Raw genomic sequence first — 24,283 nt, forward strand, 5'->3', positions numbered from 1 at the left:
ATTTATTAAAGCCCAGTCAAAGAATACTTTTAATTTCCCTCGATGTTGACGTACCGTGTTTTGAGCTAAACGTTTTACTTGTACGTATGAACCAACAGCACCACAACAGTTACAAACTTTCGGTGCCAAGCGATGATTTGGGTCAAATGGTATAATTATTTGGCACAAAGAGCATTGCCATTGAAAGTTTAACGTTAACAAGTAATTATTGATTAGCGATGGTTGTACTTCATGAGGTAGGTTAATAGAATGTTGAGCGCTCCATAGCCAAAAGACGCTTAGTGTTTCCAAGTGGTCTCTAACATTAGAAAATACAGTTTTTCTTGACTCTAGCCAAGTCGCATAGTCATTCATTAGTTGTTGTAAATGTTTAGGAGCATTGCGAATTGGCATTAAAGCACGGCGTCTCGAAAGATATAGTTCTCGACTTTCTATTTGACCCAAAGATGCTAATAAATGTCCAAGTTCAAATAAACAAGAGCGAATCAGCATTGGATTAGTTCGACCCGTAGCTCCAAGCTTAGGTAAGGCATTATCTATTGCAGACCAAGTTAAAGGTTGAGTCAGTTCATTTGCTTGCAAAAAACGACCAAAGATGCGAAATCTTCGATTTTTATTATTGTCAACGCAATCCCAATTAATATTTTTAGCAATCAAGTCGAAAAGAGTTTTATTGTATGGATATGGTGTACTAAAATTTGTGAGATAGGCAAGTAATGAATCTCGTGCTAGACGATTTTGATTACACAGCTGGCACAATTGATGAGACTTGTTATACAAAACTTTAAACTGACCACATTGTGAACAACGTTGATAACCATACCGTCTTTCTCTCCAACAAGCACGACATATCTGTTCACCAAGTAAAGCTGAGGATTTCATAAAACCACAAACAGAACATTCAATTTTATTCTGTTTAGCTTTTCGACTAGCATGACGTGCAATTTGTTGACAAGTCTGACATAACCAATCTGTTTGATTATAAATTGGTTTAGTTTGAGAGCAACGACTACAGGTTGCTATAGGTCGTTCTTTTATTTTTGTACATCGTGGGCATAGCCCTAATAATGAAACTTGGCGCTTCATTTCACCGCAACGAGAACAAAGATTTGTTGGCTGATTGCAATAGCATTGGCGACAAATGTCACGGTCTTTAAAATAAGTAAACTTCATGCGACCGCAAAATTCGCAGGTAATTAAGCGTTTGTAATTATCTGTATTTTTCATTGACCCGGCTCAAACTGATAATTCTTCTGGTTGTAAAATCATTGAAACGTCTATTAATTGATGTGATTGTTCAACTGCATCAATTAAAGCAAGTGCATCAAAATCTGTCAAAATAGTTGCTTCATAACCGTTAGCCCAAGTGATAATAACGGTTGGTGGGCTAGGTTCAAACTCAATTAAACGAATTTGTTCAAGGTTGAGAATGTAACGAGGTAATTTAATAAATATAGCCATAAGTCCTCCCAGTCAATCAAACCGTTCATTGAACGATTATTTATTATGATTTTTATCTTCACAAAAAACAGCAAGTTTTTCTGATGGCGATAAACGCTTCATTTGATATTCTGCGACTCGTGCCTCTGCTCTGGTATTAAAAGTCCAAAATCTCAGCAGTTTTAATGGTCGATTAATACGTGTGTAACGCCCTCCACGTCCTGCATTGTGTGCCGCAATACGTTGTGAGACACTCTTTGTCGAACCAACATAAAGTACACCACTAGCACATTGAGCTAAATAGACATAGTATTTTTCATGTGTTTGTGCGTCCATAACTATTACTCATTCGATAGCTTTTGAAGAAAGTTATTCAACCACGATTTGTAAATTCATGCGGGTCGGGAAAGATACTTTCATCCGATGAAACTTTTTTTTTACCACCGTATAAACGCTCTGGAACAACAGAAGAAGTTTTAGTTCGTTTAATCGTCCCTTCAACTGGGTCAGGCTGGACTTCACAAAAGTCACTTAGCTTGCAATCTAAAGCATTACAAAGAGCCTGAATTGTTTGAAGTCTTAGAGCATTTGGTTTGCCATTAATTAATGCGGAAACTGCCTGAAGTGATAATTGTACTCCTGCTTTAGAAGCTAGTAATGCTTGTAGTTCAGAAGCTCGGTAGATATCCCGCTCTACTGCTAGCCACTTTTTTAGCTTCCACACAACTGGCATAAAATTTCTCCTTTACACTTAACTAGTCTCATGAGAAAGTGAATTTACTATTTCTTCAATCGCTTTCTCATAGTATGACTGACTATGCCTAACATAGCGATGTAGTGTGCTTGGATTTAAGTGCCCCATTAAATCCATTAATATCCATACTTTATCCGGTTGCTTCTCCATAAAGTTCGTTGCGAATGATCTACGCAAACTATGCCAGCTTAAATGTTGTGGTAGGTCTAAACCTACCTTCACTGCTGCAATTGCAATTACATGCAAGTTACGCCACATTGTCTGATATGAAATTCTCTCACCACTCTCACTTAAAAATAGTGCTGGATTCTCCTTTGAACAAGGAAAGTTTGGTCGAATCCGCTCCTCATAAACACGCATTGTCGCCTGAGCAAACGGCGTAAAAATTGTTTTACGTACTCGTTTTCCAGAACCCTTGGCTGCTTTACCAAAGCGCGTTTGAATGCTGTTTTGTTGATAAAATAGATCTCGATGTGGTTTTAATGCATCTAAATGTAAAATCTCCGAAGCTCTTAAACCGCTTTCTCCAGCCAACACAATCATTGTATAGTCTCTTGAAACTGGTAGCTTTTTCTGATTGCCACTAATATATGTTGTGCGTATGAACTCATAGAACTCAATCAGCCTTTCTCCAGACAGCACAAAGCCTTCTTCATCAGAATCAAGTATATGTACAGGATAGTCGTACTCCAAAACTGGTTGTTCAATACGACCATACTTTGCTACCAATAACTGAGTATTTTCTCTTGGTATATACGGGCATTTAAGCACATACTCAAATAATCGTCTGAGTTTCCCTAGGTATGCTTGTACTGTACGCACTTTTAAATCAGTGCTTACTAGCCCCTTACCGAACTCCACAATCCTCTGTCGTCCTGTAATTGGACTCATTGCTTCCCAAATCAATAATTGTCTTTCACCCAATGGATGTGAGTCGTCTTTTATTATTAAGTTCTCGAACCAACCCTTTAAGAACCTACGTTCTGATTCAATAGTCCGCTCGCTATGGTTACGCGTAACATGAGTATCTAAATACCCCTGTAAGATCGCTTCGTGGTCTGCTAGTTTCTCTGCAAAAGTTATAGGAGCAGAAACTAGCGACATATTATGAACTATGGCAAGGTGTGGACGACTCATACTTAGTCTCCCCCTTCAAGCTTAACTTGTTTTACCTAATCATAACCTATTTTATTCAAGTTAAACTTGATTTACAAAGCTTAACCCTTTATTTGACTGGGTTACGCGCTTAGTAATATTGTTCTGATTAGATACTAAATACCTTAGATTGTGCCAGAACTAATTTTCCAAGATTCGTTAACTTACTTATTTCTTTTTCTGATAGTTCTGTTTTTTCAGTGTTAATATCAGTATTAATATAAGATGCTGCTTCTAACATCTTCTTTACCATTTGTTGATTCACTTTGTTGACTAGTTCTACACTAATTCTTTCCCTAAAATGAACTAACATTGATGCATCAAATGGTGCTTTTTTACTATAAAATGACATCCCTATAAAGTATTGTAGATAAGGGTTTTCCTTTATTTGCTCTACCGTTTCTCTATCACTTAAACCTAATTTTTCTTTAATTATTAATGCCCCTAATGCCATCCGGAATGGCTTTGCAGGTGCCCCCATTTCTATAGACAAAGAAGAAGAATATTCGTCTTCAAATTCTGTCCAAGGCATAAAAGAAGCCATAATTACCCAACGATTATCTTCCGAGAGATTCCCCTCAGACGGAATTTTAAAATCTTGTGGTGAGATGGTTGGCTGCCCCTGTTTTCAATACATGATTACTATTGTCATCAAATGTACTGGTAACGGTGATGTGATGCAAGGATTTTAAGGCATCATACTTTCTTATCTTGCGCCTGAATATATTTCTTTGGGCTGATAATCTTGTGGTGTCAGCTTTTCTACTTTATTCAGCAAACCCTAACTAGGGGTTGCTGAAAAACATAAAAATGATAAATAACCGTTTTTAGCCTGCGTAGGCAGGCTTTGTTTGTATAGTCTCACCCTTATAGGGTGTAGATGTAAGTTAGGCGCCCATTGGATAACATGTTGGTATAAATACTGCTGCCGTTGTCTCATTTTTAAACCCCCTATTTATCCCGGCGCCGTATAAACTAATTAAGTTAGCTTCTATCCAATGGGCTGTTTCTGGATAACCTAATTCGTTACACTTGTTCATAGCCGATATCCAACTTGCTAATACATGTGATTCGGCAAGATGCACTGCATGAAGTCCTTGCCATATGTTATCAGGTACTGTTATGGGACTGGTAATAAATTGTAACCTCGCGGGAGCATCCAGTGGTTCGACTATTTCATTGTTAACTACCACTATTTGCCCACCGTCTGACCCCGTTTCCCCCTGCCATGTTACTCTTCCATTCAACTGGTAGCCCCATTTCTCTACAAAATTAACTATTATATATTGCAACCATTCTATATATTTATAAAACTTCTCATGCCCGTTCCATTCCAACCCACGTCCATCTGATGTTGGTTGCCACTGACAGTATAACCCTGGTTGTCCCTTCGGTGGACGGTTATAGTCTACTATCGAAGTTTCTGCTCCAAGGTGCGACTCGTTTACAAAATAACACCCCTCATCCCCTAATGGTAAACCAACTCCTGAACGCGCTATATCTGAAACTCCCTCAAGTAACTCTTCGTTCCGCTTCACCCTTCGACTTTTTGCAAACTCTAATAAGTAAAGCACCTCAAAGTCATATAATGGTCTGTCTAACTCAAATTTTCCTGTGAATGTTGTCGTGTAACCCATAAACCCTCTTTTTTCCTTGACTTTATTGTATACTTTACGTTACACTATTTTATAACGAGCGTTCAATATAAAAAGCTCTGAAGAGAATATGCCAAAGATAGTAGACCATGAGTTGTATCGCAAAGAGTTGCTGAGTAAGAGTTTTGATTTGTTTGCGACAAAGGGGTATGCGTCGATCACGATGCGTAAAGTTGCTGAGGAGTTGGGGGTTTCGACGGGGACTCTATACCACTATTTTCCTAATAAGAGAGCGTTGTTTGAGCAGTTGGTTGACGAGATGGTACAAAATGAAATTACTATTGCGACTGCGGAGTGGAAGACTTTGAAGACTCGACAAGAGCGCGCGGAAGCTTTGGGAAAGTATTTGGAGGGTAATATTGATTATCACATTAAAAGTAGTTATTTGATGATTGACTTTTCCCAGCATCAAGATGCGGAGGGGTATATAGATAGTGATTTTTGGCGCCGTTTGTGTGAGCGTTATCAAGGTGTTATTTATGAGTTTCTGGGAGTGGAAGACCGCGCGCTTGCTGATTTTATGATGTGCTTTGTAGATGGAGTTATTTTGGAAAGGTTACTTGGAGTAAATACTGTTGATGTTGTTGAGCAGTGTACGTTAATGGGGAAAATGGTGACGGCATATTTAGAAAAGTATGGTAATAGTTCATAGGACAGAGTAGGGTGTGTGAAAGCCATCACAGTCTAGACTAAAAATTTTAGATAAAGTGCTTTCACGCACCATAATTATATTGCATTTTTTGGGAATCATAAGTTCAGCATCTATATATATAGAGGAAGAAGTATGAGTTTTAAAGTACATTTGAAACCTTTGAATGGTTGGATGATTGGGTTGATGATTGCTGGTACTGCTGTTACTGGTGGTGTATTATATTATGGCGCCCAGCAGTTTGGTTTAGCTGGTAAACCTGTCGAAGAACCTATTGAAACTGCACCACCTGTTACTAAAGTCACTGCTTTGGGGCACCTGGAACCGGAAGCTGAAATAATTAAGTTATCGGCGCCTATTCCTTTGGATGGTGATAGAGTGGGTAAGGTGTTGGTCTCTGAAGGTGATAAAGTTAAAGCAGGTCAGGTTGTTGCTGTATTAGATTCAAGAGCAAGGTTACAAGATGCTTTACTTGTTGCCCAAAAACAAGTCAGTATGGCAAAAGCAAAGTTAGCTCAAGTACAAGCTGGTGCTAAAACTGGACAAATTCAAGCTCAAAAAGCTACAGTCGCTAGATTACAAGCTCAATCTGTTGGTGATAAAGTTGGACAACAAGAAAGTATTGCTCGTTTGGAAGCACAGTGGCAAGGTGATAAACAAGCACACTTAGAAAATATTGCTCGGTTGGAAGCTCAAGCACAAGGTGATAAACAAGCACAACTCGCAACCATTGCCAGGTTAGAAGCACAGTTGAATAACGCAAACTCAGAATTGCGACGTTATCAGCAACTATATAATGAAGGGGCGATATCTATTTCGCTATTCGATGGTAAACGGTTGAGTGTGGAAACAGCATCTCAAGAGCTTAGTGAAGCAAAAGCTGTTTTGAAACGTATCGATACTACCAGCAGTAGACAAGTTAGTGAAGCGAAAGCTGTTTTGAAACGTATCGATACTACTAATAGTAAGTTGGTTAGCGAAGCAAAAATCGCTCTCTCCCGTATCAACGCTACTGGTAATAAACAAGTTAGTGAGGCTGAAGCTACATTAAATAGTATCGCCGAAGTTCGACCTGTGGATGTTCAAGCTGCACAAACCGAAGTTGATAATGCTATCGCTACTACTAAACGCGCGCAAACTGAACTTGAACAATCTTACATCCGGGCGCCGCTATCTGGACAAATTCTCAAAATTCATACCCGCGCGGGAGAAAAGATTGGTGATGACGGTATTGTAGATTTAGCACAAACTAGTCAAATGGTAGCAGTTGCAGAAGTTTACCAAAGCGATATCGGTAAAATTAAACTTGGACAAACTGCCAAAGTGACTGGACAAGCGTTTAAGAGTGAAGTCAAAGGTACTGTATCACAAATTGGTTTACAGGTTAACCGCCAAAACGTCTTTGCTAACCAACCTGGAGAAAACCTTGACCGTCGTGTTGTCGAAGTCAAAATTCGTATCAACCCAGAAGATAATCCTCGTGTTGCTGGACTTACTAACTTACAAGTTCAAACATCCATTGATTTATAGTTTGTAACTTTTTATTACAGTAAACCATAACGAATGTTCGTTATAAACAACGAAGGAATTAAAATATGATGAATATGAAGTTGTTTAAAAAGAATAAAAAAACACCGTTAGCTTGGCGCCAGTTGATGAAGGAGAAAACTCGTCTAGCTGTGGCGGTAGCAGGAATTGCGTTTGCTGATATATTAATGTTAATTCAAATGGGGTTTGAAGGCGCCTTATATGATGCTTCAATACAACCGCATCGTAACCTACAAGCTGACTTGGTATTAATTGACCCGCAAATGCAAACTTTATTTTCAGTCAAAGACTTTGCGCGGGAAAGATTATATCAAACTTTGGCGTATGATGGTGTTGAGTCGGTAACTCCAATTTACATCTCCACTGGACAATGGCGTAATCCTCAAACTCGTTTAGAAAGAGCTATTTTAGTATGGGGGGTTGACCCAACTAAACCGACATTTAAAATGCCAGAGGTAAATAAACGACTTGAAAGTCTTAAACCGTTGAATAGTGTGTTGTTTGATATTGCTGGTCGTCCTGACTATGGTGTGAGTAATGATGAGTTTAAGAAAAATAACAATTTTGAAACTGAGTTAAACGGTAAAGGTGTAAATGTAACTGGTTTATTTACAAACGGCGCCTCGTTTGCGGCAGATGGTAATGTGATAACGAGTGAATCTACATTCATGCAGTTGTTTCCCAGGAGTAAACCAGAGAAAATTGCGGTAGGTTTGATTAACTTGAAGGATAACGCGAGTATACCAAGGGTGAAAAAACAACTTGCTGCGTCTTTACCCAAAGATGTATCGGTACTGACTACCGAAGAGTTTGCTCAGATAGAGAAGAAATATTGGGCAGAAGGTACAGCGATAGGGTTTATCTTTGGTTTGGGTGTTGGTGTTGGGTTTATTGTAGGGATTGTAATTGTTTATCAAATCCTTTATTCTGATGTTTCAGAACATTTACCTGAGTACGCAACACTCAAAGCGATGGGATATACGGATGGTTTTTTACTGCGGGTATTGATACAAGAATCGTTGTTTTTAGCAATTTTAGGTTATATTCCCAGTTTCATTGCTGCTATTGGATTATACAGTATTGCGGCAGGCGCCACAATGTTACCGATTGCGATGACGGTTGAACGCGCGGTAAATGTGTTTGTGCTGACAGTGGTAATGTGTAGTATTTCGGGTGCGATAGCTATGCGGAAACTCCAATCTGCTGACCCTGCTGATATTTTTTAGCGAGTCAGTTAAGCTATACGGATGCTCACTAAGCTGAATTCGATAAAATCGCCAATTATTTGGTATCTGTAGTTCATTAACAGTGATTGACTATATGCGTTATTCGGAGTATAAAGCCTTGCTAACACAGTTATACGGTTGTTAGTAATTCTTAACAATGAATCACTTCTAAAGAAATCGAACACTAGTCTATCTCTGTTTCTCCAATAGTTAGAGTCGTAAGATTGTGCTAGAAATGTGTGAGCATCGTATTGCATCCGATTATATATGTTAACTTGGGCGCCATCAACACTAACTAAACAAACATCGCGTGGCGCCCATTGTCCATTATAAGTTATTAAAGCAACCTGAGAATCTCGTCTCCAATTGGTAGAAATACTACCATAACCTTGATTACTTCCTCTACACCGAATGTTAGTAATTAAACGGTCAGAGCTAAGGTCATACAAAAAATTCCTTCTATTGGAACCCCGTACTATTGTATATTGGTTATTTGGAGATACCAAGTATTCTCTATAAGAGTTAAAATAATAATATCTTGTTCTTTTGGTAGACTTACGCGCGTAAGTTGTAGTCGAAGCGTTTATAGCATCAACTTTTACATCAGTGCTAAACCCTAACATAGCAAAACATAAGAGACTCAAAGCAACTTTAAGCACTTTTGTATACATATATACTTCTCGCAGTGGTTTGAAAAATTGAGAATAGCGATTATATTTTTTCCACAAACTAAGATAATAAAACGCTTCACTGTAGCGTATAAACCCAAGTTTAGATTATTTTTATGTGTATGAAAGTAGTGTATAAAACAAAGGTTTTATCGTTAATTAAACAATAAAAAACGTGTAGGGTGCGTGACACAACTTACTATTGTGAAACGAAGCGCAATGCTCGTAGTGTCACGCACCATAAATTTTTAAAATAATTTTCTCACCTATATTTTGTTATAATATGGTGATGGGTAAGGTGCGTAACGCTACAAGTTTTGTTGCTACGTTCATGTTCTTTATAGCGTTACGCACCCGACGTTCATGTTATTTATAGCGTTACGCACCCGACGTTCGTGTTATTTATAGCGTTACGCACCCGACGTTCGTGTTATTTATAGCGTTACGCATCCGACTGGAGTTTAGACTAGGCGCCAAGAAATGACCCAGTGGCACTGAGTTCGTAAAAAACAAACTTGAAGTATACAATTCTTTAATACTAAGCCGATTTTTGTTGTTCCTTACGTGGCTTTGGCGTAGTTTTTTTAACTACAGGATAGCGAATTCTACGTTGTCGCGGTTTTCCTTCTTCCCAGCCCGGAGACTTTCCGCGAGGTTTGGGCAAATGTGCAGGAGTGCCGATAGCCTCCAAAATCAAATTCATAGCTTGGGCAACTCTTCCAGGCGTTAGTTTGTCTAAAGACTTTTGCCAAGGTAAAGGGTTATCAGCAACAATATCACGAGCCAACCATAATTCCCAGGTAATCATTGGCATTAAATCACTCCAACGTTCACATTGCTTGGGAGTACTGAGCTTCGGAAGAGTCCAATGAAGACGTTGCTTTAAAAAACGATACCAATGGTCAACGGTAAAACGGCGTAAATAAAGGCACCAAACTTCCGACAACGGAGGCATTTCTTCTCCTACCCAGGCTAGCCACAGCGGCTTCGCTACCCGTAAATTACCTTTATCATCAACACGTTCAACCCTTATTAAAGACATCGGACGCGCAGCAGTTTTACGGAAATGTAAATTTTCCCACAAGCGAACTCTTACCTTACCTAGCTTCGGGTCGTTTAACTCTATACTCTGAGCTACTGGTTCCCATGAATCCGGTTCATTGAGCTTAAATTTATTACCGTGTTTTCGTGGGCGCCCCTTGCCGGAGTACTCTGGAGGCGCTGTCCATAGACAAAGATTAGAACGCAAACGTACAAGAATATCTGCTGGAATATCAACGGTTTTTGAAATAAAGGGCGCACATCCGCGACGAGCTATCCCATACAGAAATTGGTCTAGTAGGTAAATGTTTACACACTTGTTGTAGTTGCCAAGCAGCCTTTTCAATTGGATTTTCGTAGCTAGTTATCCTTTCATGCCTTAAAGGCAGTGCCCAGCTACCTGAATCCTCTGGCACCCAAGCAATCGTACTATATCCTTGTCCAATCGTAATGGGTTTATTTCCTGGTATTCCAGCAACACTATGCTCAATTGTTCTCTCTTGCAGAGTTACTGCGTCGGGGCGAGACCATGCAGTATGGTCTCCCGCCAGTAATGGGCGCCTCTGGGAAGTTGGTATCTGTTTAATGTATAACTGCATCAATTTATTTCGTTTCGGTCTGCTATCTTGTAGCGCCTCATAAATGCTAGGCCACTTGCGTCGAAAGAACGCTGATAGAGACAAATCTGCCAAACTGTAAGCATTACGTGTAGTTAATATTGCGTCTGTTAGTTCAAATGTTGCGTCGTGTGCTTTGCCTAGAAGCTTGTAAGCTGCTTGACGGAATTCTCGAAGGAAAGTCAGATTTCATATTGGCAGGGTGAGATTTGGTGGTTCTTATCTCAGCATCTGTCAAAAGGGGCCTGTATTCAATCAGACCCCTTTTTTTTTCTTGGGCTGAAGCCATTTAGTCTAAACTCCAGATCCGACGTTCGTGTTATTTATAGCGTTACGCATCCGACGTTCGTGTTATTTATAGCGTTACGCATCCGACGTTTATATTTTTTCGCGCGCACGTTATTAATATGCGGACGAGATATTGCCACCAGTTTGTTTTTTACCTAGCAACAGGAGTAAGGGTAAACTAACTAAAAAAGCTACCCCTACTGCCCAAAAAATATCCTCAAAAGATAAAATAGCAGATTGCATATTGACTGTTTGATCGATAATTGCTAACGCTTGACTTTGCGCTTGGGATGTGTCAACACCACGACCTTCTAACCCTGCTGCAAGCTGAGATAACCGTTGACTTGTCGCAGGGTCATAAATACTTAGTTTCTCTACTAGTATCGCGCGATGAAAAGCTTCTCTTTGAGCGAGTAAAGTCGTTAACATCGCGATTCCAATACTACCACCCAATTGTCTTGTCAAGTTATAAAAACCTGAACCCGCTGGAATATCTTGTTTTGGCAGTGGACTTAATGTTGCTAAACTCAACGGTAAAAACATCATTACCGTTCCAACACCCCGCCACAGTAAAGGATAAAATAATGTTTCACTATTACTATCAGGATTAATATGTTGTAAATTAAACATTACTAGGCTAGTAATAATACCTCCAGCAGCAATGATAAATCTGGGGTCTATTTTACTTGTTAGCTTTCCTAGCATTATCATTGTTACCGCAGATGCTAAGGCGCCTGGAAATAATAGCATCCCTGTTTGTGTGGCTGTATAGTGTAATATAGTTTGAGCAAATATGGGAACAGCAAATAAGGCGCCGTATAACCCCATTCCCAAAACAGCAGAGTAAACAGAACCTGCTGCCAAAGAACGATGTCGCAATACTCGTAAGTCAACGGCAGGGTTTTGAGCAGTTAATTCTCGCCAAATAAAAAGCACCAAACCAACAACACTGGTTATTGCTAACGTCACAATAAACCCAGAAGCAAACCAATCTTCCTTTTCACCTTCTTCTAAAAAGGTTTGCAAACAACCAACAGCAATTGTTAAAAGCGCAATTCCCAACCAGTCAACAGTGCGATTATTATTTACTTTTGCATGGTCTTTAGGTAAAAATAACCAACACATCGCTACAGCTAAAATACCAAAAGGTAAATTAATAAAGAAAATCCACCGCCATCCTAAACTGTCAGTCAGAAAACCTCCTAAAGTTGGACCAATGGCAGGGCCAGAAATTACACCTACCCCAAATACTGCCTGTGCGAGTCCCTGCTGTTCTGGTGGAAAGGTATCAAATAAAATTGCCTGTGCTTTCGCAAGTAACCCTCCCCCACACAGTCCCTGTAAAATACGCGCGATAATAAGCATTTGCAAGTTGCTCGCAAACCCACACATCATCGATGCAACAGTAAACCCTACCAGAGAAAATATAAAGTAAGCTTTTCGTCCAAAGTAATCTCCCAACCACGCTGTCAACGGTATAACTATGACGTTTGCTATCGCATATCCCGTCACTACCCAGCCAATTTCCGTAATTGTCGCACCCAAACTGCTCTGCATGTCAGTTAATGCAACATTCACAATACTTGTATCAATTACCTCTAATATGGCGCCTAAAGATGCAGCAATTGCAATTGCCCACTTTAACCACCCGGTATTATCTACACCTTTTGTTTCTTTTCGCTGTATCATATATTAGTTAGCTATGCTAACAGTTAGTATAACATCCATATACACATGTAGAGTATGAGTACAGAAGAACTTAGAAGTAAAATATCATCACAGCAGTGTGCGGCAAAAGTCATAGAAGCGGTTCCTGTAATTACACAGTTTCTTCGCGTTGAAATGCGGCGCCACACTGAATTATTACCAGAATCACTTTCTGTACCTCAGTTTCGCGCGCTTGGTTATCTTCACCGTTATCCAGGCGCCTCACTATCCCAACTTGCGGAGCATTTGGAAGTCACAAAAGCCACAGCATCAAATTTAATTGACCGTCTTGTACAAAAACAACTTATCAACAGAAGCGAAAACCCCGAAAGTAGGCGCCAAGTTATCCTTGTATTAACACCAGATGGAGAGTATCATTTAGAACAAATTAAATTACTGATTAGTACCAAAATTTCTAATATCCTCAATGACCTACCGCAAGAACAACTTCAAACCATCGTCGAAGGATTAACTATACTCAGCACTGCTTTTGCACAGGCAATTGATTAAACTATTCCAGCTAAACTTTGACCAACATTATCTAATACTTTTGCTTGTCTTGGCGGTTATTTAGTTTTTCGTAAATCATGAAATTATAAAATTTTTACAAATACAACCCACATTCCGCACCCCCTAGCTATTACCCAACTGTCACAAGGTCATTCGTACTTAAATAGTTATCAGAATTTAGTATTTAATAATTATATAGATATATTTTCAAAGGCTAATAAACATCTTAAGTTTGAATTATATTTGTTCAGAATCACTTTTTAATTGGCGCCTGTAGTGTTGAATGGCACTTACTTAAGCGCCCGCTCGCGAGGTGAACGTATTGGTTTGATAATCTGTTTCCAAAACACCTTTGGCAACTGGCACTGTCGTATGAAAGGAACAACTAAAACTAACGCAGAATAATTTATTCTGGGTTGCCTATTATAGTAAACGCTGCCCAATTTGCTGCACTCCTGTATTTTCGCATTGTTTTTAACATTGCTTGACGCAAAGAGAAAGCTTTATCTGGGTTTTTCTCCAATTGCTGGTAGAATTCAACCATTAAATCTGAGGTGGCTTCATCTGGTACTTGCCATAGCGATACTATTAAACTTTTAGCACCTGCCGTTAACAATGCGCGGGATAATCCTTGTACACCGTCTCCGCTTATTTCTCCTTTACCAGTATCGCAAGCGCTTAAGACTATTAAGTCAGCTTGAATTTTGAGATTTTCGATAATTTCGGTTGTGCGTAAAAGTCCTTCGTTAGGTTGTTTAGGGGATGGGAGAGAATCTGGAGCTAGAGCTATTGCACCAGGTATGCGTTCACCAAAACCATCAAGTAATCCGTGGGTTGCAAGATGAATGAGTTTTGCATTTTTCATTCTCTTCATTACCTGTGATTTTGTTGCATCTTTGCCAATTAAGGGTTTTGCATTCAGTAGAGACGCAATTAGTTTGGTCTCTCGTTCGGCGCCTGGTAAATTAGATAATTGTTTTGGTGGTATGCCAACATAAGGCATAATCGGATTACCAACAATTAATTTTTCATCTTCTTGTAGAGCAGCAAATTTTACTGGCTTTTGATTACTTTTGTCAGTAAATTCCAAAACTTGAATTGCAGGTGCGGTAAGAATAGTATGTTTTTCAATCAAGTATTTTTGCTTTTCATCCACCAATGCTGGAAATGGGACTAGAAATAAAGATTCATCTGGGATGAAAACAACTCGCTCGTCTGGGTTCTGAGGTAAATGTTTAGCTATAGGTTTAATTAATACTTCATGTAGTTCTTGTAACCTGTTTTGATGATTCGTTTCTGGGACTTGCGATGCCTTAATACCACGTCCTCTAACACCAATAGAAAAACGACTATTTTCTACTAATTTATTCAAAGGTGTTTTTAAAGATTTTAAATCAATTTTATTAAAAGCGATTTCCCTAGTGGGTTTTACTACCCAAACATAAAGCTCTTCAGAATGTACAGAATATTCAACAAGCGTTAGCTTTTGCTTTTGAGCAATGATTTTTATGTTAGTAATTGTTGGTAGCTTACCGATAGCATCATTATTATTTGTAACCTTTGATGTTAATAAATCGATAAACGCTCTTGCTCTTCCACGCTCAGATACTTCTAAAGATTGCTCTATTTTATTTTGAGACAATAAAGCATTTTGTAACAACTTATATGTTCTAAGCTGTTGATTAAAAATAGAAATTTTTTGGTCGTCAGTTAATTTAAGACGTAGTTCTTCCCAAATTGTAATAGCATCGAATAAAGGCTTTTCTGCTTGAAAATATTGGTTTTTAAAAATATAAACTCCTCCAATATTGTTAAAACTAATTGCTTCACCAGCTTTATCACCAGATTTTTGACTAATATCTAATGACTGCTGAAAATAATCTAATGCTTTGTCGTACTGTTTCCAGTTCAGGTAAACTTCTCCAATATTGTTGATAACTATACCCTCACCTAACTTATCATTTATCTGCTTACTAAGCCCAAGTGCTTGTTGATAATAATCTAAAGCTTGTTGGTATTCTCCCAAATTACGGTAAACAACTCCAATACTTATGATAATTTTTGTCTCACCTGGCTTATATTTGGCTTGTCGAATACGAGCTAAAGCTTGTTCATAATATTTTAATGCTTTTTGATTCTGTCCCCAACTTTGATAAACAAACGCAATATTATTTAGACATGCACTTTCAATGACTTTATTATTTACTTGTTTACTAATAGGTAACGCTTGTTCATAATATTCTAACGCTTTTTGGTATTGCCCAAAATACCGAAAAATTTCTCCAATATTGTTGAGAGATTGAGCGTGACCTGCTTTATCATTTCTTTTTTTACGAATAGCTAATGATTGTTGGTAATAGTCTAAGGCGATTTGATATTTTCCTAAATTCTGATAAGCTAATCCAATATAATTAAGAGTTATACCTTGACCAAGTTTATCATCTTGTTGTTGCCGAATAGCTAATGCTTGTTGATAATACTCTAGCGCTTTTTTGTACTGCCCAAAGATATCATAAACTACGCCAATATTGTTCAATATATCACCCTCACCTGGCTTATCACCAAATTCTTTACTAATCTCTAACGCTTTTTGATAATACTCTAGTGAATCTTTATACTGTCCTAATTTATCGTAAACTGCTGCAATTTTATTAAAAGCTTTACCTTGACTAGTCTTATCATTTAATTGTTGATAAATAGATAATAATTGCTGATAATATATTAATGATTCTTTATACTGTTCTAATTGTTCGTAAATCGCTCCAATCTTGTGAAGAATATATATTACACCTTTTGCTTCATTAATTTGTTTACGAATAATTAAAGCTTGTTGATAATAATCTAATGCTTCTTTATACTGTCTTAACCTTACGTAAACACCAGCAATACTGTTAATAGTTTGGGCTTCACGCGATTTATTACCTGCTATTTTACGAATAGCTAATGATTCTTGATAATATTTCAATGCATTTTGATACTGATTCAAATTGTCATAAACAGCCCCAATATTATTTAGAGCAGTACCTTCACCTGGTTTATCGTTTAATTGCTTACTAATATTTAACGCTTTTTGATAATACTCTAACGCTTTTGGATACTGCTTAATATTTTCATAAACCCCGCCAATATTATTGATAATACTACCCTCAGCATCTTTATCGTCTAATTGTTTACAAATTAGTAAAGCTTTTTCAAATAAAATCAAAGCTTCTTTATATTTGCCTTGCTCAAGTAGCTGCAAACCCTCTTTATTTAATCTAATAATTTCTTTTCTATCCTGCTTTTGAATTTGAGCTTGTGCTATTAATTCTTCATGAACCCAGCTTCCAGTTTTTTTGGTTTGCGAGAATGTTGCGTCTACGGGGAATATAAGGAAAAGCGATACTGTTGTAAGTGCAATACTGTAGTTAACTTTATGATGGTCTGATTTGAACATTTTGATTTCCCCCTTCCCCGCTATTTACATATATAGATATATATAACTTGATAGCTATACACAACCCTTTATTCTTCTAGTGGTATCATATTTGGGAGCGTAACTATAATAAAATTATTGTAGAGACGCGATTAATCGCGTCTCTACGTAACGTGGTAATTATGGGTAATCAACCGGACATGATATAAGAAGGATATTTGGATATTTCTATGACCAATAAAATGTGAACCACGGTTCACAAATATTGTGTTCATTGCTCCCGTGGTTACTTGGTATTATTTCACGTCACAGTTATTCAAAATCAACATCCGTTGCCAAACTTACACTTCTAGGGTTTAGGATATACTATTTCTGATTACTTGCAGTAGAATTAATTGTACACATGGAAACTACAAATTTTTCACGCTGTTCTACAAACGAAGTAGAAGGGTTTTTCACTTCATAAAGAGACTGTAACACATCCGACCAAGGCAAATGAGTTACATCATCGTTTTTATTCTGAATTTTATATTCCAAGAAGTAATTTGCTTTTGAGAGAGCAGTTTCTTCCGGTGACGCTTTTTTAACGAGCGAACTTTTTTCTAACGCTTCTAAATCACTTTGAATTTTACCACGTTCAGAAGCAGGCATTATTTGGAATGTCACTGACTCATTAATACCCTTTGTCTTGTTAAAAAGCTGCCATTGATAAAGCTTACCTGCTTCAAGAGGTTTTTCTCCACTATATAAAAGCTTTTCATCAGCTATATTAACAGGTTTTCTCCAAACTTCGGTTTGATTGTCGTACTCACGTATAACTAGCTCTGCATCTTGCTTTGCTGATGACTTCCACAAAAATAGTGGACGGTCGTTCCATACTTGGTACGTTTCAAATATACCTGGTGAAATTGCACAAACACCTATTGAACGTGAGGTTCGCGCGACTTTTCGTTCACTCTTCCTCTTCCATAGTGAAAGAAAATCTGATACTCTAACTTGAGCGAGTGTTTGAGTTGATTTTATATTGGTAAAGCTACCTGTAGTCACAAAACTAGTTGCGAACAAAATAATTATTAAAAACTTTGATAATTTAAGCATGGTTTTTTCTCCTTGTCGCAGATAATACATAAGCTATAAACACTGATGAAGGTAAGAACCAAGGTAGTAAAAGTGCCGCTGTTATATACAGTTGCAACTCTGCTACTCCATACAATACAACTCCTATTAAGGCGCCTGAAAGAATTTGTAAACGTAGTTTTGGTTTTAATGGAGACTTTGTTTTTAATACAGATTCAGTAATTTTACCTGCAAAAATCGCAGCTACTATCATCCAAATATCAGGTATTGGCGTAATAAAATGGCGCCGGATAAAATGATGAGTGGAATACGCTAAAGACTGACCTCCTGTCATCCATGACTGTCCTGTCCAATATTTCATTGCACTCGGTGCTGACATTCGGTCGGGTACACCTGCTGCTTTTCCTAAACGTTCATCGTTTCCTGTCGCAATTAATACAATTTGTTTTGATACAAGTGGAAACTTATTAACATCAGGATTTTCCATTAACTGCCAAGCAGGTATTTTCGTGTACGCTTTATCTGGAGGTATCGAAAAATCAATTATTGGTTGTTGCCCAAATAATGGGCGCCACTTTGTCAATGATGTTAAATTACCCTTTGGAGGTTGTTTCTGCTCAACCGTATTCAATAATTGAGTGCGTAAATCAGTACTACCAGTAGCATTAGGTTTCGGTAGGTCAGTTATTTCCTGCGTTGCTAGCTGAGTAAGTGCCATTAAATAAGAAATAGGGCATTTTTCACGGCAGCTTTCAGGTAACTCTAAATAGTTTGGAAACGATTCGGTATAACCTTGTAAAGTCCAGTTACGACTACGAATACCATTCGCATCATTAACACTAACTTCATTATCATCGTTTAAAATAGTTCCAAAAACAACCCATCTATTATCTTTTACCGCGCGACCGACTGCTGTTCCTAACTTTTTATCAGCGTCGAGTGGATATTTTTGTGGTGTATCGATTAAAAAATCTAAACCAATGACTTGTGCGTTCAACTTCTGCGCGCGTTCCATTAACTCTGCAATATAGCTGCGGTTCATCGGCAAAATTTGCGAAGATGGAAGTTTACGCTTTCTTATTGACTCACTATCTATCTCCACTAACGCAACTGGTGGCGCCTCAATAGATGGTATTTGACTGGTAAAATTACGATACATCGCTTGAGCTAACACCCGTCCATCAAGTAAAAAATCTTGAACGGGAATAATTGTACCAACCGCAACTGCCAAAGTTAAAGCTGCACCCTCTATGATACTATTTGGTAAAACTACTTCACGAACACGTTTATACCACGGTAATGTAGGGGGAATTTTATATAGCTCGGCGCCGGGATGACAAAACAGCGAAGGTAACAAGTAAGATGAAGGAAAAGTATGAGATTTTTCAAGACGTAAAAATTGACGTGCTTCCATCATTGAGTCATACACATTCAGGTGTTTACCCAAAGAAAGTAAAAACTTGACTAAAAACTCTTGTGCAACCCGGTTATGGACAGGTTCACGCATCACCATCACTTGACTAAACCCTAAATCTATGAGAGATTTAGCAATATTTAACCCACTACACGAATTAAATATAGCTACCTTTAACCGACGTTCGCGCGCTGAACTCAATAACTTTGCTATCTCAGACGTTGATATCGATACTCCTGGTGCAATACCTAACTCCCCTCCCGTTAAGTGTGTTTCATTACTATGTCCAGCAAAAAATAAAATGTCCCACCCTTTCTCATCAGCTATCGCTGTTGTAATTTTCTCAATAACTTGCAAACCTGTTTGGTTAGGTTGCCATCCAACGAACTGAACATCCGCTATTTTCGATAACTCCTTCAGAGCATCAAGTTCAACTTTAAAATCTAATCCTGTATCGTCACCCAATATTGTTAAGATTCTAGTACGCCCTTTTTGCTGTAGTTGATGCGTTTGAGCGCTAATTTTTTGAGGAGAGCGAATGATTTGTATAGTTCCAGCACTCGCAAATTCACTTTCCCAAGCTTCCCACGGAAACCTATCCAACTCTATTGGTGTACACGTCAAACACACTCTAACAGTTTGATTTGCTTGCTTTATATTACCACTATTACCACCAATCTGCGCGCGGATATCGAACAACTCAGCACTTCGCAACCAGCTATTAAACTCATACATGAATTTTGATTCAGCTTTGACGAGTTCAGCGTGCCAGTCAATAGTAAGCTTTGCAACTCCACCATCTACCATTTTGCCACGCATCTCGTCTGACTGATAAAAGTTCAGGTATGCTTTTCTCCAATCTTGGTACAATGTTGTTAAAACTACGGGATAATCGAGTTGTGCAGCTGCATATAGTCCCTGTCCCCAAGACAACTCAAACAAACATGTATTTTCTACCTTTTGAACTTTGAGATTGAATAGATGTAGTACAGTCATAGCTCACGTCAAGGGCAAAGTTTAATGATGTATAATGTATTTTTACTTACTTTGTCACAAACAAAGTTTAAATTATCGTTAATAGTTGTGTTATATTGATTCACTAACTTCCCTCCATTCCGAAAGGTGGGATTTCAAATACTGTATTATTATCAGCAGTTATCGTTATCCAAAAACGGTCATTAGCATCGCCAATAAGACGGGTATATAATATTCCACTGTTAGTATCTTCTAAAGACTGGTTGAATAATTCTTGTGTTTGGTCACGAACTTGTAACTGTAACGTTTTTGGCATTGGCATATTTGAAACAGACCCTAATGCAATTAACAACATCCATTCTGGGTTATCTGTTGTTGACTCTAACTCCCAAATTACAGCATACAATCTTAATGCACCGCACTCTGCATTTAAATCGCGCGTACCACCAGTAGCTGTGTATGGAATATGTATTTTTTGCGCTTCTAGTCCATCTCGAATTTTTTGGAATTCTTCAGACTTACGTAACGGTGATGGAGATAACGTCGGCATTAACATCCACCCTAGTTCTGATGCTATCGTATCGATTTGATTTTGTAGCCACAGCCTTACATTTATTAATGGTTGTGCTGTTACACGCGGCGCCACAACATCAACATCTATATTATTATTGATATTATTGCCGTTAGTAACGGACGCACGCATTAGTTCGTACAACCAGTTAATTAAATCAGGGTTACTAAACAACATAGTAGCTTCTTCCACAGTTAGATACTGTGAAGGATGCTTTTTAAAATTAGATTGTAACTTAGTTAACTTTTGCTGTAGTGCTACAGATGTGTCAGTTTGTGTAACTGGTATACTAACAGGTAACTTAATTGCATTTGCATCCAAACAGCGTAAATTCAATAAAAGTGCATCTGGGTCTAAGTTAAAGCTGTCGTTGTCTAAAGTATAAGTCCAATCTTCATCAACTTTTAACGAAGCTTGTTTTTTATAGCTTTGAAACTGCTGATAGTCCATGAACCCAAACACCCCAGTTTGTCCAAGTTCTTCATCAACTTGCATCAACACATAAAAATGCGCTGCTAGTTGTGGAACGTCCAATACTGCAAACGGAATGCTTTGTACATCACTAACCTTACTTGCTGTAATTATACAAACTTTAAAGGCGCCAACTTGGATATTACTAGCAGCAGCAAGTAAATTTGCATAAGCTGGTTGCCAAATTGATGACTCGTTAAATTGTACTTCCAAATCAGGTGCCCTTTCACTCACCCACTGTTCAAACCCCAGTACACCTAAAGCAGTAAGGTAAACTTGCCAACTAGAGTCAGGTAAAGTTATTGCTGAACTTAGTTGTATAGCACGCTGAATTTGAGAAGGCGCCAATTCAGTGTTAACATTACTCAATGAGTAAAAGTCAAAATCGTCAAAATATTCAGTCAAAAAAGTTTGTTCGTTCATAATACAAGGAGTAGAGTGTGTGACGCGCGCTTAACAAATCTGAAACAAAACTAATCAACTAGTAGCGTCACGCACCTGAAGAGTTAGTTTTTGCCCTGTTGTCTAGATAGAAACAAAGACGATGTGCAAAGAGACTGCGAAGGGGTTGGTTACGAATTGGACTTCTAATTTCCGATTCCGCTTGTGCAATAATTTTATTAATTTGCTCTTCTAATGCCTCATTTATTTTCTGGTCTAACGCTTGTAACCGTTCGACACTTGTAAACTCTTGGGCAATATCCCTCACCTCAGTACGCAATATCATTAATAACTTTTGCCGAACATCCGTCCGGATATCATTAAGTTTTAATAAGCGAGTAACTTCAAATTGTTGTGTAAAGTTGATTTGTGGTGCAATTTTTGTCATAGACTCACCTTTACAGTGGAGTAGGTGTAAAGCGGTGATAAATTTTTCTACGAGAAGTGGGCGCCTGCGTTGGAGTTTATTGATATAGTCTTCAATAACTTGAGACAGAGCTTGGTCGAGGGACTGAACCAACTGTTGAGTATATAACTTAATAAATTCATTTTCTTCTTTTTCATCGTTATCGAGTGCAGCTTGTTGGCTATCTACTAACGGTTGAATTTCAAGAGCGTTATAAGATAGTGTTTTAGTGGCGCCACCTTGTGCAGCAATGCGGTATTCTCGAAGTTTGGCTGCGATATTTTGCAGTTGCTTTAAAATAGCATCGTTACTGAGACTTTTACCTATTTGAGTTTGTAAGTCAGTTGCGATGCGAGTTAGCTGTATACTAGTGGGAACTTGACAAGGTAAAGTCGAAGTTGTGAGACGCTGTTGTAAGCGGTCATTACGGTATACTGCATGATAGCTAACTAACAAATTACAAGCTTGCTCAATTTCCAACGATGATAAACCAAACATTTGTGTAAAGATTCGTCGCAACTCTTTGGGAGTAGTATCATTCAAAAGTGCCCAGTCGCTGATTAGAAAAACACCATGCTCAAGTAGAAACTTTTTAATTGCAGGATATTGTTTAACAGAGCGACTTACCCAAGTATTGAGTGAACCTTTACCAGGGTTGTATGATTCTAGTATCGTTGTTGCTAGGGACTTGTAGGAGTTAGGTGACTGGTGGTGTGTTTTGAGTAACACCTCATCCCCCAACACAGTTGGTAACAAATCTTGATAATGGAAACCGTTTTGCTTGCCGAACTTGGCGCCTAAATCGTAGCAAGTCTGGTAAATTTGGTGAGAGATATAGCAGCGTAGACAAATGGAAGCGAGATGACTAACAGCTTGTTGCGTATGCATTTGTTGCCAAAGCTGACGCTGTATTGCTGCATCTGACTCATCTGCAAGCGTTGGAAACTCTTGTTTTAAATAGTCTCTAGCTGCACTAACCATTTCAACTATACACCTACCATTACTAGATAGCTTGACAAATTCACAATATTTTGAATTCACAGTGATTTTACTCAACGCTAGTTATTACCAATTGTTCCACCTCCTTAAAAGAATTGCAATTTATACCCTTCGTTATCCTTGGGGTCGTTATATACTCTCTATTTCTGGGAGATGGGAACTCATGCAGTTGCCTGTTAACTATAATTAGAGAACGTTTTAATTTGTGGGGAGCTATACCCGGATTTCTCACAAGATTTGAGAAAATAGGAGTCAAAACCTGCCAAAATATATATTGCACAACAATTACAGCAGTTTGAATTATGACCCCAAATAAAAACCATTGTATACCAGAACAGTTTGTATTTGAACAAGTAAAGTCACGCGCAGTTATAGTTAATTTCAAGGGTGAGTCCCGAGAGATAAGTACTCTAATTTCAAACATAGTTAGTTATAATACTTACTACAAATATTACAAAAATAGTACAATACTCATTCAATCTTACAGGTTTAACTAATAATTATTCTCAATATATATCAAAATATTTAACCAAAAAGAATACTAACAAAAACTATATTCAACGCAAAGCGGAGGTTCAGGGCAAACGCATCTTAAATGGGCTGTGGGCAAGGAATGGCGGTCAAACAGTGGCGCCGATTCTATTTAAATACAACTATTATTTATTTTTAACCCATATTCCGCACTTCAGAATGTCGCATAACATGTTACACAATTACTTATGCCGAAAGTAAATAAAAATACTAAAAATCTTTAAGTAAGCTAGCATACTGCATTTAGCGGGAAAACTCGTAAAAAGTTAATAAAAAGCGTATAAATATAACAGCAATCAAAAAATATCTTCTAAGTATAATTAGTATAAATTTTATTTATAAGTCTAGAAATATTACGTAAAATACTATTTTTTAAAAAGAATTACTGGTGGCGCCTACTCTTAAGAAGCTGGTGTAGCGGAAGTGTTTTATTAACTTTCAAAAAGTGTCTATGTTAGGTAGAAACCGCACAGCAAAAACAGAAAATTGGATCTATACTACTTCAGATTATTGTGTATTTTATTTGACGTGGGCATTGACAGTTAGCTCGGCTTGTACGCAGTTAAGATTTTGACATAAAATTTGATAATTGCAAAATATGAGTAATTAGATATTAATAAATAAACTTATATTACAAAGTAATTAACAGGTTAAATAGCTTATAAATACTTGGTTTTAAGCAAACATAAAGCATACATTATTTTAGTGTGCTTTACGCGCGCGTG

General features: G+C 37.9%; 18 protein-coding genes and 2 pseudogenes. 4 read left to right on the forward strand and 16 right to left on the reverse strand.

Annotation, left to right across the window (positions count from 1 at the left end; genetic code table 11):
- The 7 genes and pseudogenes from AC2JBO_RS27215 to AC2JBO_RS27245 all read right to left on the reverse strand — a co-directional run.
- Window positions 1–1,227, reverse strand: a pseudogene (locus AC2JBO_RS27215) (hypothetical protein); the annotation flags it as partial.
- A gap of 9 nt (window positions 1,228–1,236) precedes the next feature.
- Window positions 1,237–1,461, reverse strand: coding sequence for a hypothetical protein (locus AC2JBO_RS27220; RefSeq protein WP_496956756.1), 225 nt, complete (start codon window positions 1,459–1,461; stop codon window positions 1,237–1,239).
- Window positions 1,462–1,497: 36 nt separating this feature from the next.
- Window positions 1,498–1,776 (reverse strand): GIY-YIG nuclease family protein, encoded by a 279-nt coding sequence (locus tag AC2JBO_RS27225; RefSeq protein WP_496956757.1) that lies wholly within the window; start codon window positions 1,774–1,776, stop codon window positions 1,498–1,500.
- A 37-nt stretch (window positions 1,777–1,813) separates the two neighbouring features.
- Entirely contained in the window at window positions 1,814–2,173 is a 360-nt protein-coding gene (locus AC2JBO_RS27230) for a helix-turn-helix domain-containing protein (RefSeq protein ID WP_496956758.1), read from the reverse strand.
- Between the two features lie 18 nt (window positions 2,174–2,191).
- Complete coding sequence (locus AC2JBO_RS27235) at window positions 2,192–3,331, reverse strand: tyrosine-type recombinase/integrase (RefSeq protein ID WP_496956759.1); 1,140 nt, start codon at window positions 3,329–3,331, stop codon at window positions 2,192–2,194.
- Window positions 3,332–3,476: 145 nt separating this feature from the next.
- Window positions 3,477–3,959 (reverse strand): annotated as a pseudogene (locus tag AC2JBO_RS27240) (transposase); the annotation flags it as partial.
- 277 nt (window positions 3,960–4,236) lie between these two features.
- Complete coding sequence (locus AC2JBO_RS27245) at window positions 4,237–4,986, reverse strand: hypothetical protein (RefSeq protein ID WP_496956760.1); 750 nt, start codon at window positions 4,984–4,986, stop codon at window positions 4,237–4,239.
- A gap of 88 nt (window positions 4,987–5,074) precedes the next feature.
- Between AC2JBO_RS27245 and AC2JBO_RS27250 the strand changes: the two genes are divergently transcribed.
- From AC2JBO_RS27250 to devC, 3 genes are all read left to right on the forward strand, one after another.
- On the forward strand, window positions 5,075–5,656 hold the full coding sequence (locus AC2JBO_RS27250) for a TetR/AcrR family transcriptional regulator (RefSeq protein ID WP_496956761.1): 582 nt from the start codon (window positions 5,075–5,077) through the stop codon (window positions 5,654–5,656).
- 132 nt (window positions 5,657–5,788) lie between these two features.
- Window positions 5,789–7,183 (forward strand): ABC exporter membrane fusion protein, encoded by a 1,395-nt coding sequence (locus tag AC2JBO_RS27255; RefSeq protein WP_496956762.1) that lies wholly within the window; start codon window positions 5,789–5,791, stop codon window positions 7,181–7,183.
- Window positions 7,184–7,257: 74 nt separating this feature from the next.
- On the forward strand, window positions 7,258–8,427 hold the full coding sequence (gene devC / locus AC2JBO_RS27260; RefSeq protein ID WP_496956772.1) for an ABC transporter permease DevC: 1,170 nt from the start codon (window positions 7,258–7,260) through the stop codon (window positions 8,425–8,427).
- Window positions 8,428–8,435: 8 nt separating this feature from the next.
- On the opposite strand, the gene AC2JBO_RS27265 is transcribed toward devC, so the two are convergent.
- The 4 genes from AC2JBO_RS27265 to AC2JBO_RS27280 all read right to left on the reverse strand — a co-directional run bounded on the left by AC2JBO_RS27265 (window position 8,436) and on the right by AC2JBO_RS27280 (window position 12,730).
- Window positions 8,436–9,098 carry a hypothetical protein gene (locus tag AC2JBO_RS27265; protein WP_496956763.1) on the reverse strand — a complete coding sequence of 221 codons (663 nt, stop codon included), beginning with the start codon at window positions 9,096–9,098 and terminating at the stop codon, window positions 8,436–8,438.
- Window positions 9,099–9,633: 535 nt separating this feature from the next.
- Window positions 9,634–10,344, reverse strand: a complete 711-nt coding sequence (locus AC2JBO_RS27270; RefSeq protein ID WP_496956764.1) for a hypothetical protein — start codon at window positions 10,342–10,344, stop codon at window positions 9,634–9,636.
- Between the two features lie 25 nt (window positions 10,345–10,369).
- Window positions 10,370–10,939 carry a transposase gene (locus tag AC2JBO_RS27275; RefSeq protein WP_496956773.1) on the reverse strand — a complete coding sequence of 190 codons (570 nt, stop codon included), beginning with the start codon at window positions 10,937–10,939 and terminating at the stop codon, window positions 10,370–10,372.
- A 216-nt stretch (window positions 10,940–11,155) separates the two neighbouring features.
- Window positions 11,156–12,730, reverse strand: a complete 1,575-nt coding sequence (locus AC2JBO_RS27280; RefSeq protein ID WP_496956765.1) for a DHA2 family efflux MFS transporter permease subunit — start codon at window positions 12,728–12,730, stop codon at window positions 11,156–11,158.
- 54 nt (window positions 12,731–12,784) lie between these two features.
- On the opposite strand from AC2JBO_RS27280, the gene AC2JBO_RS27285 reads away from it, so the two are divergent.
- Complete coding sequence (locus tag AC2JBO_RS27285; RefSeq protein ID WP_496956766.1) at window positions 12,785–13,258, forward strand: MarR family winged helix-turn-helix transcriptional regulator; 474 nt, start codon at window positions 12,785–12,787, stop codon at window positions 13,256–13,258.
- Window positions 13,259–13,664: 406 nt separating this feature from the next.
- Here the strand turns inward: AC2JBO_RS27285 and AC2JBO_RS27290 are convergent, their stop codons facing one another.
- The 5 genes from AC2JBO_RS27290 to AC2JBO_RS27310 form a co-directional block, all read right to left on the reverse strand.
- Complete coding sequence (locus tag AC2JBO_RS27290) at window positions 13,665–16,694, reverse strand: CHAT domain-containing protein (protein ID WP_496956767.1); 3,030 nt, start codon at window positions 16,692–16,694, stop codon at window positions 13,665–13,667.
- Between the two features lie 345 nt (window positions 16,695–17,039).
- Window positions 17,040–17,771 carry a hypothetical protein gene (locus AC2JBO_RS27295; protein ID WP_496956768.1) on the reverse strand — a complete coding sequence of 244 codons (732 nt, stop codon included), beginning with the start codon at window positions 17,769–17,771 and terminating at the stop codon, window positions 17,040–17,042.
- Window positions 17,764–20,160, reverse strand: coding sequence for a CHASE2 domain-containing protein (locus tag AC2JBO_RS27300; RefSeq protein WP_496956769.1), 2,397 nt, complete (start codon window positions 20,158–20,160; stop codon window positions 17,764–17,766). Before AC2JBO_RS27300 ends, AC2JBO_RS27295 begins: the two co-directional genes overlap by 8 nt.
- A gap of 103 nt (window positions 20,161–20,263) precedes the next feature.
- Window positions 20,264–21,604, reverse strand: a complete 1,341-nt coding sequence (locus AC2JBO_RS27305) for a DUF1822 family protein (RefSeq protein ID WP_496956770.1) — start codon at window positions 21,602–21,604, stop codon at window positions 20,264–20,266.
- 67 nt (window positions 21,605–21,671) lie between these two features.
- A complete protein-coding gene (locus tag AC2JBO_RS27310) occupies window positions 21,672–23,069 on the reverse strand; it encodes a hypothetical protein (protein WP_496956771.1) in 1,398 nt (465 codons plus the stop codon).
- Window positions 23,070–24,283 lie beyond the last annotated feature (1,214 nt).

It is taken from the genome of Calothrix sp. CBUCES-K 9914 (genome assembly GCF_059640475.1).